This window comes from Clostridioides sp. ES-S-0054-01, from assembly GCA_021561035.1.
Classification (GTDB): Bacteria; Bacillota; Clostridia; order Peptostreptococcales; family Peptostreptococcaceae; genus Clostridioides.
In genome coordinates this window covers 3,805,784-3,820,476 of the sequence record CP067346.1, presented here as the reverse complement: position 1 = coordinate 3,820,476, position 14,693 = coordinate 3,805,784, and the positions used below count along the sequence as shown (strand labels likewise).

Annotated in this window: 14 protein-coding genes; 12 read left to right on the top strand and 2 right to left on the bottom strand. The window is 27.8% G+C overall.

The window, feature by feature from the left end; genetic code table 11:
- Positions 1-61 precede the first annotated feature (61 nt).
- Complete coding sequence (locus tag JJC02_17435) at positions 62-289, bottom strand: single-stranded DNA-binding protein (protein ID UDN54617.1); 228 nt, start codon at positions 287-289, stop codon at positions 62-64.
- A 623-nt stretch (positions 290-912) separates the two neighbouring features.
- Here JJC02_17435 and JJC02_17430 point away from each other — a divergent pair.
- From JJC02_17430 to JJC02_17410, 5 genes are all read left to right on the top strand, one after another.
- Entirely contained in the window at positions 913-1,341 is a 429-nt protein-coding gene (locus JJC02_17430; protein UDN54616.1) for a family 1 glycosylhydrolase, read from the top strand.
- Between the two features lie 660 nt (positions 1,342-2,001).
- Positions 2,002-3,156, top strand: coding sequence for an aminotransferase class I/II-fold pyridoxal phosphate-dependent enzyme (locus JJC02_17425; GenBank protein ID UDN54615.1), 1,155 nt, complete (start codon positions 2,002-2,004; stop codon positions 3,154-3,156).
- Positions 3,157-3,206: 50 nt separating this feature from the next.
- Positions 3,207-4,436: an MFS transporter gene (locus JJC02_17420; protein UDN54614.1), complete on the top strand. Its 1,230-nt coding sequence runs from the start codon at positions 3,207-3,209 to the stop codon at positions 4,434-4,436.
- 782 nt (positions 4,437-5,218) lie between these two features.
- Positions 5,219-6,634, top strand: a complete 1,416-nt coding sequence (locus tag JJC02_17415) for an MBOAT family protein (protein UDN54613.1) — start codon at positions 5,219-5,221, stop codon at positions 6,632-6,634.
- 14 nt (positions 6,635-6,648) lie between these two features.
- On the top strand, positions 6,649-7,845 hold the full coding sequence (locus JJC02_17410; protein ID UDN54612.1) for a hypothetical protein: 1,197 nt from the start codon (positions 6,649-6,651) through the stop codon (positions 7,843-7,845).
- A gap of 13 nt (positions 7,846-7,858) precedes the next feature.
- On the opposite strand, the gene JJC02_17405 is transcribed toward JJC02_17410, so the two are convergent.
- On the bottom strand, positions 7,859-8,566 hold the full coding sequence (locus JJC02_17405) for an SGNH/GDSL hydrolase family protein (protein ID UDN56454.1): 708 nt from the start codon (positions 8,564-8,566) through the stop codon (positions 7,859-7,861).
- Between the two features lie 530 nt (positions 8,567-9,096).
- Here JJC02_17405 and JJC02_17400 point away from each other — a divergent pair.
- From JJC02_17400 to JJC02_17370, 7 genes are all read left to right on the top strand, one after another.
- On the top strand, positions 9,097-9,807 hold the full coding sequence (locus JJC02_17400; GenBank protein UDN54611.1) for a UPF0489 family protein: 711 nt from the start codon (positions 9,097-9,099) through the stop codon (positions 9,805-9,807).
- Positions 9,808-9,922: 115 nt separating this feature from the next.
- Positions 9,923-10,420, top strand: coding sequence for an SEC-C domain-containing protein (locus tag JJC02_17395; protein UDN54610.1), 498 nt, complete (start codon positions 9,923-9,925; stop codon positions 10,418-10,420).
- A 9-nt stretch (positions 10,421-10,429) separates the two neighbouring features.
- The gene (locus JJC02_17390) at positions 10,430-10,591 is read left to right on the top strand and encodes a hypothetical protein (GenBank protein ID UDN54609.1); all 162 of its coding nucleotides are present in this window, start codon (positions 10,430-10,432) and stop codon (positions 10,589-10,591) included.
- A gap of 109 nt (positions 10,592-10,700) precedes the next feature.
- Complete coding sequence (locus JJC02_17385) at positions 10,701-11,642, top strand: dipeptidase (protein ID UDN54608.1); 942 nt, start codon at positions 10,701-10,703, stop codon at positions 11,640-11,642.
- An 83-nt stretch (positions 11,643-11,725) separates the two neighbouring features.
- Positions 11,726-12,586, top strand: a complete 861-nt coding sequence (yabG, locus tag JJC02_17380; GenBank protein ID UDN54607.1) for a sporulation peptidase YabG — start codon at positions 11,726-11,728, stop codon at positions 12,584-12,586.
- Positions 12,587-12,733: 147 nt separating this feature from the next.
- Positions 12,734-13,000: a Veg family protein gene (locus tag JJC02_17375; GenBank protein ID UDN54606.1), complete on the top strand. Its 267-nt coding sequence runs from the start codon at positions 12,734-12,736 to the stop codon at positions 12,998-13,000.
- 92 nt (positions 13,001-13,092) lie between these two features.
- Positions 13,093-14,643: a DUF3794 domain-containing protein gene (locus tag JJC02_17370; GenBank protein UDN54605.1), complete on the top strand. Its 1,551-nt coding sequence runs from the start codon at positions 13,093-13,095 to the stop codon at positions 14,641-14,643.
- Positions 14,644-14,693: the final 50 nt, after the last annotated feature.

The following is a 14,693-nucleotide window of genomic DNA, read 5'->3' as shown; positions in this document are numbered from 1 at the left end:
TATTGAAAGCTTTAACTTTTGAATCAACGAGAAGATTATATTATCATATATATTTAAACCATTATTTTTTTTTATACATTTGTTGATAAGCAGAGTTTTTATTGATGACTTCTACATTTAAATTGGGATTACTTACTACTTCACACAAGAAAAGTTTTCCTAACTTTAATCTGATATTCATCTCCAATCTGTTCCATTCATAGCCTTTGAACAATTCTTTTAATAAAAAAACTTCTCCGCAATGGATGTTTTTTAATTCATCTATTGCATCTTTTAACAGAATATTCATATTATTTCCTCCAATTTATATAAACTCATTAATTTCATTATATTGATAATTTTTTACATAGTCAAACAAATTATAAATGAATTACTATGTTATTAAAAGTAACGCTTTTATAATAAAGTATCTATATCTTTTATTTCTTAATACCTTTTTTTTAACATGAAATTTTTCTATAACTCTTGCCATTTTCCTTCCTCCTATAGAGTAATTAATTTATATATAGGAAATTTAGAAATATCAGAGAAAGATAGTGACAATTATTATTCATTTTACAGTGGAAAGCTTAAAGATGGAGAAGGATATGGTAGAGTTGATTGAAATTGTGTTAGTCGTGCACTAGAGATAATTGAAAGAAAAAGTAAAGGAGATGATGAGAACCCTTTTTTTATTTATTGTACTCTTTCATTTCCGCATCCTCCTTATGCTTGTGAAGAACCATGGTATTCAAGTATAGATAGAAAGAAACTTCCAAAAAGAAGAGAAAATATAAATAATTTAAAAAATAAAGCTAGTATGCTTTATGCAATAAATTCAAAGCAAAGACTTAATGAGTGGTCAGAAGAAAGATTTGATGAATTAAGAGCTACTTATCTAGCAATGGTTCAAGGTTTGATTATCAATTTGGGATGATTGTTGATAAATTAAAGAAAACGAATCAATATGATGATACTAATATATTTGTATTTAGTGCTCATGGAGATTTTACTGGAGATTACTCAATAACAGAAAAAGCCCAGAATTCGTTTGAAGATTCTATTTCAAAAGTTCCATTATTAATTAAGCCAGCAAATAATATTAATGTTAAACTAAGAATATCTAAAGCATTAGTAGAGCTTTTAGATATACTAGTTACTATTGCTGAAATGGGATTTAAATGTTTTAGAACTTCAATTAATTGGACAAGAATTTTTCCAAATGGTGATGAAGAAATAGCAAATGAAGATGGGTTAAAATTTTATGATAATTTATTTGATGAGTGTCTAAAATATGGAATAGAACCAGTAGTAACAATTTGTCATTATGAGATGTCTTATGTATTAGTTGAAAAATTATAATATAGTATATAGGTTTACTAAACACAATTATAATACAAGGAGGAAATTTGTAGCAATTAAGAATATAATCAAACACAGTATAATATAATCACAGAAAGTTTTGCTTATATTAGTAAGCATTATAAGCTTAAAGAATTTGCAGAATTATTAAATATGTCAGTTATAACTATGGGATAATGACGGTAAATTAAAGGCATTAGAATGCCTACGAATAGAAGGTATTACACTTAAACAACATCTAGAATGTACATAATACATAAAGAAACAGATGGTAGAAAAATAGTTATTTATTCAAGGGTTTCAACCTATAATCAAAAAGATAGTTTAAAAAATCAAATTGAATTTCTTTTTAATTACATTACTTTTAGTTGCAGAACTTGAGAGAAATATGATGATGGAATGTACTCAATTAGGGAAGGTGTTTTGCTAGAAAGAAAAAGAATTTTAAACATTGTAAAAAAAATATCAAAAACATATTGACTCTATAGTTACTATAGAGTTTATAATTAGAACTGTAAAAAGACAAAATAAGTGTCAGATTTTTAGGAATTATAACAAATATAAAAGTATACTTGAAAAAAGTTATTAAGATTAAGCCAAATTGGTGAAATTTGGCAGGGAAAACGTTGTATAAATAAGCCGAAACGGGAGGGAATCAAAATGAGTAATAATATTAATCAAGATTTAGAGACAAAAATAATACATTGGGGACATAGTGCAGACCCAACAACAGGTGCATTAGCTACACCAATATGTCAAACAGCAACATTTGCTGCAAAGACAGTAGAACATTTTGAAGAGTTGTGTATGACATGGGGATATGTTTATACAAGAGAGTGTAATCCTACACTTACAGAGTTAGAGGATAAATTAGCTATGCTTGAAAATGCGGAAAGCGCTATATCTAGTACATCAGGTATGGGGGCAATAACATCTACTATATTGGCATTAGTAAAAAGTGGAGACCATATAGTTAGCTCAGATGGAATATTTTCACACACTAAACTATTTATGTCTGAGTTGTTATCTAAATTTGGAGTTGAAGTTACATTTGTAGATGCAGTAAATCCACAAAATGTAAAAGATGCAATGAAACCAAATACTAAGATAGTTTATATAGAAAGTCCCTTAAATCCATCATTAGATTTAGTAGATATAAAAACAATAGCAGAAATTGCTCATGAAAATAAAAGCTTAGCTATAGTTGATAGTACTTTTGGCACACCAATTATACAAAGACCGATAGATTTAGGTGCAGATTTAGTAATACATAGTCTTACTAAATTTATAAACGGACATGGGGATACTCTAGGGGGAGCAGTAGCAGGTTCAAAAGAATTAATAGATTTAGTTAGATGGCCAAGTCTATGTTGTTTTACAGGAGCATCTTTACCACCAATGAGTGCATGGATGATTTTAAGAGGTATGAAAACGTTAGATATGAGAATGAAAAAGCATTGTGAAAATGGATTAGCAGTGGCAGAGTTTTTAGAGAAAGAGGAAAATGTGGAATTAGTAAAATATCCAGCATTAAAATCTCATCCTCAATATGAGCTTTGTAAAACTCAAATGAATGGTTTAGGTGGAGGTGTAGTTTCATTTAAACTTAAGGATGGTATCAATGGTTTGACAAGAGACCAAGCTAGTAGAAGATTAATGAACTCTTTAGAGCTTGCTACAATAGCAACAAGTCTAGGAGAGGAACATACATTGGTTCAAATGAATGGAGAAAATCTAATAAGAATAGCTGTTGGATTAGAATCTTCGAATGATATAATAAATGACTTTAAACAAGCAATAGAAAAATTAAAATAAAACTATATGAATAAGATTATAAACAATAAAATTTTAAGGAGATAAAATCAATGGAAAACAAAAGTAATGTTAAAAGATTTTTGATAATATTCATATTGGCATTTGGAACAACAGCTATGTATAGTTTACCATATATGAAATCATCATTTTATGACCCAATGCAACAAGCTTTAGCATTAAGTCATACACAAATAGGGAACTTATTAAGTTTATATGGATTAGTAGGAATGGTATCCTATTTTATAGGAGGATGGTTTGCAGATAGATTCTCAGTTAGAAAACTGATAACTTTTTCTTTAATTGCTTCAGGAATACTTGGGTTTTATTTCTCAACATTCCCGTCATATACTATGATACTTTTAATATTTGTATTATGGGGGTTTACAACAATATTAACTTTCTTCTCAGCATCTGTTAAGGTTGTTAGAATGCAAGGAAGTGAGTCAGAGCAAGGAAGAATATTTGGTTTTTATGAAGGATTATCAGGCGTATCAGGTACATTAATTTCTTTTATAGGTCTTTACTTCTTTGGTAAATTTGCTGAAATAACAGTAGGATTTAAATATGTAGTATGGTTATATTCTGCAGCATCTATAATATGTGGTATACTTCTATTTTTCTTAGTAGAAGAGAAAAAAGATAGTGGAGCATCAGATGAAGGATTAAGCATTAAATCATTACTAAAAGTAGTTACAATGCCAAAGGCATGGTTAATTGGTCTTATAATATTTTCAACTTATTTAGTATTCTCAAGCTTAACTTATTTAAGCCCATATTTATCAGAAGTTTATGTGATGCCAATGACTCTAGTTTCTGCTCTATCAATAATCAGAACTTATGTTATAAAAATGGGAGCATCTCCAGTTGCTGGTGTCATAACAGATAAAGTTGGGTCATCTATAAGAGTAATGTTTGTAGGATTTATACTAATGACAGTAAGTACAGCTGCTTACTTGGTGATTCCTAAGAGTGCAGGATTTATATGGATAGCTGTAATAAATATGATAATACTAAGTGTAATATTATTTGGATTTAGAGGTATATACTTTGCATCTGTTTCAGAGTCTAATATATCTTTAGAAACTACAGGAGCAGTAGTTGGATTTGCTTCATTTATAGGATTTTCTCCAGATGCGTTTTATTATACTATTGCAGGTAATTGGTTAGATAAATATGGACAAACAGGTTATACGTATATATTCATTTTATCTGTGGTATGTGCAGTTATAGGTATATTTGCTACTTATGCTTTAAATAAAATAAATAAAAGAGAAAAATAGGAATTTGGGGAACAAAGGTTGTTTAATAACAAGATTGCTTAAATACTTATAATTATTTATATGGGGATGACTCAGATTTTAATTTTGAGATATCTCCTTTTACTTTTTTGTACAACAAATAGAAAATAGATTCTAAGAGCCCCTTTTCTATGTGATAATTGTTCTGTGAAAAAGCAAAAACAACATTATGATTATAGCAAATACGGGTGTTATAAATAAGTGGTATTTCCATTAGACATTTAAAAAATTATTATAGAGGATGATTCAGTAAGACTACTTAACCTAATTTTAGTTTATGCATATATACTATGTTCAAAACCTTCTAGACGCTACTCATTATTATAAGATTTTGTGTCGGGAGGGGGATGTATAAAGTATATTTTTGATAAAAGAGATGTAAATAATTACAATTAGATTGAAACTATTTGCAAAATATATTTTTTATGTTATTATGTTAAATTATAATATTAATGTAGATAGGCTCATAGCAAGAAAAATATTGTGATTTTATGTGTATATATCAGTACATATTTATAAGTATGTCCAAAATAACCTTTATGATTATCAAGCGATGGATTTAATTATAAAATTAAGTTCTACTATTACTTAAATTTACAAGCCAACCCATTTCGTACCTAAATATAACTATGTTAGTCCAACGTTATACATTTTTTTAAAACAAAGTTTTTTCAAATGTAGTTATACAATAAAATAAGTCTATAAATGGGTCAATTAAAGGAGGTGAATATATCAATTAAAGGGATTTAAATTGATATAAAAATATGATTTTTAGTAGCTTAACATTTTTGTTCGCGTTTTTACCTGTAGTTTTTATACTTTACTATTTAGTTAATGATAAACTTAAAAATTTTGTGTTATTACTTGCAAGCCTATTTTTTTATGCATGGGGGGAACCTAGATATATATTCTTAATGCTTGGGTCTATAGCAGCCAATTATATATTTGGACTTAAAATATCTTCAGATAATAAGAAAGAAAAGAAATTATGGTTAACATTATCTGTGATTTTTAACGTATCATTATTGGTGATTTTTAAATATTCTAATTTCTTTGTAGACAATCTTAATGCGTTATTTAATATTCATATAAGTATTCCAACAATAGCACTACCTTTAGGTATATCATTTTTTACATTCCAAACAATGAGTTATGTAATTGATGTGTACAGAAAAGACGCAAATGTTCAAAGAAATATATTTGACTTAGCTCTATATGTAAGCTTATTCCCACAACTTGTAGCAGGTCCTATTGTTAGGTATCAAACAGTAGATGAGCAAATAAGTAAAAGGACTCATTCTAATGAAAAATTTGCAGTTGGAGTAAATAGATTTGTATGTGGTCTAGCTAAGAAAGTTATTTTATCAAATCAACTTGGTGTGGTAGCAGATGGAGTTTTTTCAGCAAATATAGCTAATCTTTCAATAGCTGAATCGTGGCTGGGAATAATATGCTATACACTTCAAATATACTTTGATTTTTCAGGTTACAGTGATATGGCTATAGGTCTTGGTAAAATGTTTGGATTTGATTTTCTTGAAAACTTCAACTATCCATACATATCGCAATCTGTATCTGAATTTTGGAGAAGATGGCATATATCGCTAAGTAGTTGGTTTAAAGACTATGTATACATACCTTTAGGTGGCAATAGAGTTTCTCCTATTAAGCAATATACAAATTTATTTGTGGTATGGTCTTTAACAGGAATATGGCATGGAGCTAATTGGACATTTCTTACATGGGGTATATATTATGGAATCTTAATTAGTATAGAAAAAGTATTTTTAGGTAAATTACTAAAAAAGGTACCACAGATATTTAGACATATATACTTAGTGCTAATAGTAATGATTGGATGGGTCTTTTTCAGAGCAGATAATATGGTACAAGCATCTGAATTTATACAAGTTTTATTTGGAGTTGGCTCAAGTCCAATATACAATAACTCCTTTATTATGTATATAAATGATTATGGATATATTATAATTTTATCTATTATATTTGCAATACCTATAATACCTAAACTTAAGTCAATATTAAAATCAAAAGCTAAAAAGCTGATTGAAAGTAATTTTATATATGCACTTCACTCAATTTTTTTAGTGTCACTAATGTTTATAGTAGTTGTAATATTGATAAATTCTACATATAATCCATTTTTATACTTCAGATTCTAGAGGAGGAAATTAAAATGAATAATAAGAAATCAAAATGGATATCCATTCCTTTTGTAGTTATAATAATAGGAATATTCTTTATACACATAATAAGTAAAGATAAAGAAATTAGTGAATCTGAAAATCGAACGTTGGCTCAAAAACCAACCCTACAAGATTGTAAATCTGGAAAATATACAAGCAAATTTGAAAGTTATTTTTCAGACCAGTTTCCATTTAGAGAAGAGTTATCTGAAATATACTCTAGGGCACAAATAGTTCTTGGTAAGAATAAAATTAAAAGCTATTATCTACTAGATGATAACTGGATTATGCCAACACCATCAAAATTAATGTCTGAAAAAGAATTAAAAGATGCTGCAAATGAAATAAATGAATTATCCAAAATAGCAGCTGATTCAAATAAAAAAGTTTATTATACTTCTACTCCAAATAAAGAAAGTATGCTAGCACATTTATACCCAAAATATACTGATGGGATAAAAAATGATATTAATAATAAAAATGCTTTCAAAAGTTATTTGGATTTAGAAACTATAAACGATATAGATGTAGATGAACATTTTCTAAAAGAATTTAATGAATCTCAACGAGAAGATTTGTATTTTAAAACAGACCATCACTGGAATGGAATAGGAGCTTATGAAGGCTTTAAATTTATAATTGAAGATATGAATATAGTAAATAATGTTTCTTGGGATAACTATACTCAAACAATGTATGATAAAGGATATTTTCTAGGAAGTTACAATAAAAATTTAAATAAACTAGTTAAAGAAGATGAGACTATTCCATACGTTCATCTAAAGGATAAGCCTAATTACGAATACTATAAATTTGATGGAAAAACAGAAACAAAATGCAAGGAAGAAGATGTTATAGCTACTCGTAAAAATGAAGAAGATATTTTATATGGTGGTGCATATATGTTTGGTAATGCTTGCTCTATTTTAAAAATTAGAAATGAAGATGCATTATCTGATAAAAAAATACTTATCATAAGAGATTCATATCAAGCTCCTACATCATGGTTATTCGCGGACATATTCTCAGAGGTGCAACTAGTAGATCCTAGATATATTGATAAACTTGATATATCTATTGATGATATTATAAGAGATAGTGATGCTGATTTAGTAATGTTTATGTATAATACAAGGGATTTTAAAATGATGATAGATGTAATGAAAGAACAAAGGGAGAAGAGTTAATCTTCTCTCTTTGTTATATACTTAATAAAAATCTATACATTTTCTCTGATATACGATCATATCCAACATCATTTGGATGAAGACCATCTCTTGTAAATGTACTCATATTCTCCTTTGATATACCGCCTTCAGAGTATAAATCTAATACAGGAAGCGAATACATTTCACCTAAAGATTTTATAACATTTACATAATCTATTAGCTTACTTCCAACTTCATTGGTAAAGTTAATATCATATCCATCACGAATTCTTTGGGGAGGAGTAATCAAAACCAAATCTATACTAGGATTTGATGACAATATTTTCTCTATCAATAGCTGATATGATCCTGTAAAGGTAGTTTCATCAAACTTAGCACTTCCACTCGCTTTAATTTTTCCAAGCTTTTTATTATACCTAAAATCATTCGTTCCAATAAAAATTGTCGCCAAATCGTATACTTTATAATCAATTGTTTTTCCAAGTGTATATGTTGACTTGTTTTTAGATTGGGATGCCATTGTTTGACCATTTTTACTAATATTATCAATTCTTGAGAACCCTAATATATTCTTAAGTTTATCCTGATATCCATTAGCCCTTGTTATACTATCACCTAGAGTTATCCATGACTTGTCCTTCCACTTGTTAAAGTACATCAATTCTAACGATGTATTGTTTTGTGTATAACTAAATACAGGTGATGAATTATTTAAATCAATTAATGTATATGAAGTAATACAGCTAACTACTGCAACTAATAAAAAACATATGGTGCTCTTTTTCATATAATACCACTCCTATATGTTTTATTATGTATTGAGTATTTATAAATTATTCCTACCATAATTTAGATACAAATAAAGCAGGAAATTTATGGATACCTCAAATATACCTATAAAAATTGGAATAAAATATATAAATATATTGCTTTGCCTGGTTTGTATTGTTATTCTTTTTTTAAGTGGTGAAAATAAATGAAATGGATATTTCTTTGACTGACGGAAATGACTTTGTGGTTTGCAAGGATTGAATGTTACAAAGTTTTCACTAAACTTAAGGAACATAGTCAAGATAATATTAAAAGTAAATTAGGAGTTTTACTTAAAATGAATCATTTTATTCAGGTAGAATGAGTCTTAGGTGTTACAAAATAAAATTATAAATTTAGGAGATTTCTTATGAGAGGTTATAAATTTATCTATGAGGAAAATATAAAAATAGGTGAATTTATGCTTATATATTATAACAATGGAGGAATTTAATTTTTATGGAAAACTATGAATATATTGGATTTCATATAAAAAAACCAGTTGGAAATAATGTGTTTTCATATGAAACACGAGAAGATAAGAGTATATATGTTCCAAAACTTATAAGTGGAACATTGAATGATGTGAAGTTAGGTGATGAAGTAGTATTTAATGAGATTGAAGAGGGTAAAGAGATAAAAGCAAAAGGTCTGGAGAATATGGTTGAATATGTCCTGGGAAATAAAAAGATATATGTGTTTGATAATCATAACCATGCATTTTATTTTTGGATAAGGTCTCTGATGAAAAATGAGTTTACAAAGGGGTGTAAGTTAGTACATGTGGATCAGCATAAGGATACTAGAGAGCCTGATAACTATAATGTAGATATAAATAATATGAGGGATGTATTTAGATATACAAATGAAGTTTTAAATGTAGGTAGTTTTATAAAGCCAGCACTAAGATACAATGTATTTTCAGAATTAATAATAATAGATAGTTCATATGGATTTGATTTAGATATAGAGTCAGAGTTTGTTCTTGATATAGATTTAGATATATTTTCAAGCGATATGGATTATATACCATTTGATTTTAAGCTAGAGAAGATACAAAATTTAATTAAAAAAGCTAAAGTAATAACAATTGCTACAAGCCCTTACTTTATAAACCAAGAGTATGCTATAAAAGTATTAAAAGAATTGTTTAATTATGATATAATATAGGAGTTAACTTTAAATAGAATATGGTATAATTAAAAAAGAAGAAACTTCCAATCTAACTAAAAGATTTTATACTATAAAAACTATAAAAATATAGGTATACTTAGGAGGAAAAAGTATGAGTTTATATACTGAATGGAGAAATTTAAGTGATAATCATGAAAGTCAAGAAGAAGAGGTAAAATTTTGGGAAGAATATTTAAAAGTTGAAGCTGGAATATACAATGAAATATTAAATAATAAAATGGATGTTGTTGAAGGTAAAGTAAGCGAATTAGCTGAAAAGTTTGGAACTACTAATGAATTTTTCATGGGATTCATAGACGGAATAAGTGAAAGTTTAAAAGAAGATATAGTTTTAGAAGATGTAGAAACTGATAAAGAAGTTTCTATAAAAATAGATTGGGAAAAATTATATAACAATATGGTAACTGTTGAAGCTCATTGGTTATATAATTTACAAGGTTGGGAAGATATACTACCAGCAGACCAAAGAAAAGAAATAATAAAGTCTTATAAGAAATCTAAAACAATAGTTAAAGAAGCAAAAATAGGAAGAAACGATTCATGCCCATGTGGAAGTGGAAAAAAATATAAGAAATGTTGTGGAAAGTAAGGTAGTATCATGTTTATTTTAAGATTTGCAGATGATGATGACAATTTATCAGTTAAAGATTTTACATCTTTAACTGATTTAAAAAAATATATTAGTGAAAATGATATAGATAAAACATGGCATCAAATTGAAGAAGTTAAAAAAGTAATACCTAATTTAAAAGAAGAATAAGATTGAGTAATATAAAAAAGAATATTAAAAAATAGTTGTCAATAGTTGTCTATAAGGACAGCTATTTCTATTTTTAGATATAAATATAAAATATGCAGGGGGTATAAATATGAAATTTATTGATTTACATTGTGATACTATAGCAAAATTAATGGAAAATGTAGAAACAAGTGAACTTAAGTCTAATAAATATTCTGTTGATATAGACAGATTGAAAAAGGGGGATTCGTTAGCTCAAACATTTGCTCTTTTTGTTGATACTGAAGAAGTAAAGCATCCTTTTGATTATTGTATGAGCATGGCAAATAAATTTCATGAGGAAATGAAAAAAAATAGTGATGTAATAGCTTTAGCTACTAACTATGAAGAAATTATGAAAAACCAATCAGAAGGTAAACTTACAGCACTTTTATCTATTGAGGAAGGTGCAGTACTTGAAGGTAAACTAGAAAATTTAAAGAAATTTTACGACTTAGGGGTTAGAATGATGACAATAAGTTGGAATCATGTGAATGAATTGAGTTTTCCTCATAATAAAGTAGAATATAGAGAAAAAGGACTTACTAATTTTGGAAGAGAAGTGGTACATAAAATGAATGAATTGGGAATGCTAGTTGATGTTTCTCATATTTCAGATGGTGGATTTTATGAAATTGCAAAGCTTTCTTCTAAACCAATAATTGCTACACATTCTAATTCGAGAGCAATGATGAATCATTCTAGAAATCTAACTGATGATATGATTAAAGTATTAGCAAATAAAGGTGGAGTTACAGGTATAAATTTCTTCCATTTATTTTTAAGTGATAATAAAAGCGAAAGTAAACTTGAAGATATGGTTAGACATATAAAACACATTGTAAATGTTGGAGGAATAGATGTTGTATCTCTAGGTTCAGATTTTGATGGAATAGATTCAAAGGTTGAGATTGAAGATATATCTCAGATGGGTAAATTGTATGAACCTCTAAAAAAAGAAGGATTTAGTGAAGATGAGATAGAAAAGATATATTATAAAAATGCTTTAAGAGTGATAAAAGAAGTATTATAAGAAATGTTTTTTTGACATTAGGAAACAAAGTTTTATATCGAACATAGTATAAACTAAGATAAAAATTTATTGGAGGTTTAACTATGAAGGTAGGAGACATTGTAGCTAGAAAGTCACATAACAAAGATATAGTATTTAAAATAGTCTCTTTTGGTGTAGATGAAAATAATGAGAAAATAGCTATACTAAAGGGAATTGCATTTAGAGTAATAGCAGATGCTTATATTGATGACTTAGAACTAGTAAAAGCACCTGATATAAAAGATATATTAATAGATAAAAATGTAGAAAATTTATTATATAAGTCAGTAAGAAAAGCTAAAGAAAGACAAAAAAGAATGACAAGAGCAGTTCCAAAACTTCAATTAAATCCTAACACATATGGAATGCCTGGAAAGGTATTACAGATAGATGGAGATAAGGAATATTTAAAAATTTGCTTGGATGTATATGCTCAACTTGGAATACCTGCAGTAGGTGTAGCCGTCTCAGAACAAAATCAGTATAAAGAAGTAAGAGCATTACTAGAAAAATATAATCCGGATATACTAGTAATAACAGGTCATGATGCAATGACAATAAAAAGAGGTGATATAGAAGATATGAGTAACTATAGAAACTCTTTAAATTTTATTAAAACAGTAAAAGAAGCACGTAAATGGCAACCAAATTTGGATAATCTTGTTATATTTGCAGGAGCATGCCAATCAAATTATGAAAAAATAATAAGTGCAGGAGCAAATTATGCAAGTTCACCTGGAAGAATAATGATACATGCTTTAGACCCTGTTTTTGTAGTGGAGAAAATTGCTTGTTCAAGAATTGATGTAGTAGTGCCTATTGATGAGGTTATAGAGCAGACTATTACAGGTGTTAAGGGTATTGGTGGTTCTGAAACAAGAGGAAAATTTAGATGGGCAATGCCAAAAACAATACTACATTAACAAAAATTAGCATAATTATACTGTATATCTTCAAAAATAGTATTGACATTTTTGCAAAAAATATATAAAATAATTAGTTTAAACATTTGACAAAAATGTTTATATGTGATATTATGTAAACATATAAACGTTAAAGAAGGTGATATTGTGGCTACTGTTCAAACTCTAGACAAGATAAGAGTAAGCTTAGAGAGACATATAGGAAAGAAAATATTGTTGAAAGCTAATAAAGGAAGAAAGCAGATTATTACAAAAGAGGGTATACTAGAAAAAGTTTATCCAAGCGTGTTTGTTATAAAATTAGATGATGAAATTAATGGGTATCCTAGAGTATCTTATAGTTACTCGGACTTATTAACATCTAATGTAAAGTTGCAAGTTTTTAGAGATCAAGATAAATTACAAATAAGTTAAAATTATACCTATTAAAAATAGGTGTAATTTTTTTTTTGCTCCTTAAATATAAATATAGTGTGATATTTTTATAATACTCAAGGAGGTAAGCTATGGAATTAATTAAAGATGTAATTAAGGTTGACAATAGAATAGACTTTGGAAAATTTCAAACATTCATCGAGGCGGAGGCAGTTGTACCAGACAAAAAATTAGATGTATATGAAATTGTAAAAACAGAAGGATACATATCACTTAAAAAAATTGAGATGGCAGATGGGAAGATACTTTGTAGAGGAAGTTTTAATTATAATGTAATCTATATTGCAGATGACAAAAATACTATTTCTAATGTAGACGGAAAAGTAGATATAAACGAGGTAATAGAAAAAGATAATGTTGTTCAAGATATGGAATACATGTTATTTTCAGAAGTAGAGCATATGGATTGTACTATAATGAATGAGAGAAAAATTAAAGTAGGAGCTCTTATGAATATAAGAGGTAGTTTGTTTGAAAAGCAAAGATTAGACATTGTAAAAGATGTGGCACAGGTAGAAGGCATACAAAAACACAGAAAAGAAATCTGTTTTCAAGATATAGTTGGAATAGAAAAAGCAGAAAGTTCTATAAGAGATACTATAACTATAAACACAGAAGAAATTCAATCTATAATAAGTTTGAATCCATGTGTTAAAGTAAAAGAAAGTAGAGTAACTGACAATAAAGTTATTATTGGTGGAGTATTAGAAATAAATCCATTAGCTTGTACATATGAGGGTGAACTTGTAGAGTTGGATAGAGTAGGTATTGAGTTTACTCAATTTGTAGAAGTTCCGGGAGTTAGTGATGGTATGACTGAGGAAGTATTGTTGTCTATGTCAGACTTTAATCATATTTTCAAACAAAATAGTGAAAGTAATACAGGGCTTTTAGAAATAGATTGTGTGGTTTGTTGTAAAGTAAAGGTTACAGATGAAGTGACGAGAGAAGTATTACAAGATGCATATTCTCCTCAAAAAATAATAAAATTTGACCATAAACCTATTCAATTAAATAAGACTTTAAGAAATAGTGAAGAAACGTTTATGGTTAGAGAAGGCATAAGAAATGATAATGATGATATACAAATAAAAGATATTGTAAGCGTTTGTCCGACTATGTCTATAGAAAATAGCTATATTGAAGGAAATAAAAGCATTATACAAGGAATCATAAAAGTTGAAATTTTATTTGTTCCAGTTGAAGGTTTAAAATTAGTTTATAAAATTAGTGAAGAAATTCCATTTGAACATGATATAGAAATGGATAACTTAACTGATACAGCATCTGTTTTTAATACAGCATGTATTGATAAAGTTGAGGTTGATTTGAATAGAGACCAGATAGACTTGATTATAAAAATTAAGAGATTTACTGAAGCATTAGATAAGAAAGCAGAAAACTTTATTATCAAGGGTGAAGACCAAGGTGTATATGATTTATCTAAAGCTCCTAGCATAATCGTATATATATGTAAAGAAGGAGATACTTTCTGGAACATAGCAAAAAAATACAATACAACAGAAAATGAGATTGCAGAACTTAATGATATAAAACTTGATGAACCAATTAAGCCTGGCAAGTGTCTTATTTTAGAAAAAAAAGTCGTATTAGTAGACTAATGTTAAAAAATTTAAAGTAATTAAATATAATAGGGTATTATAATACCCTA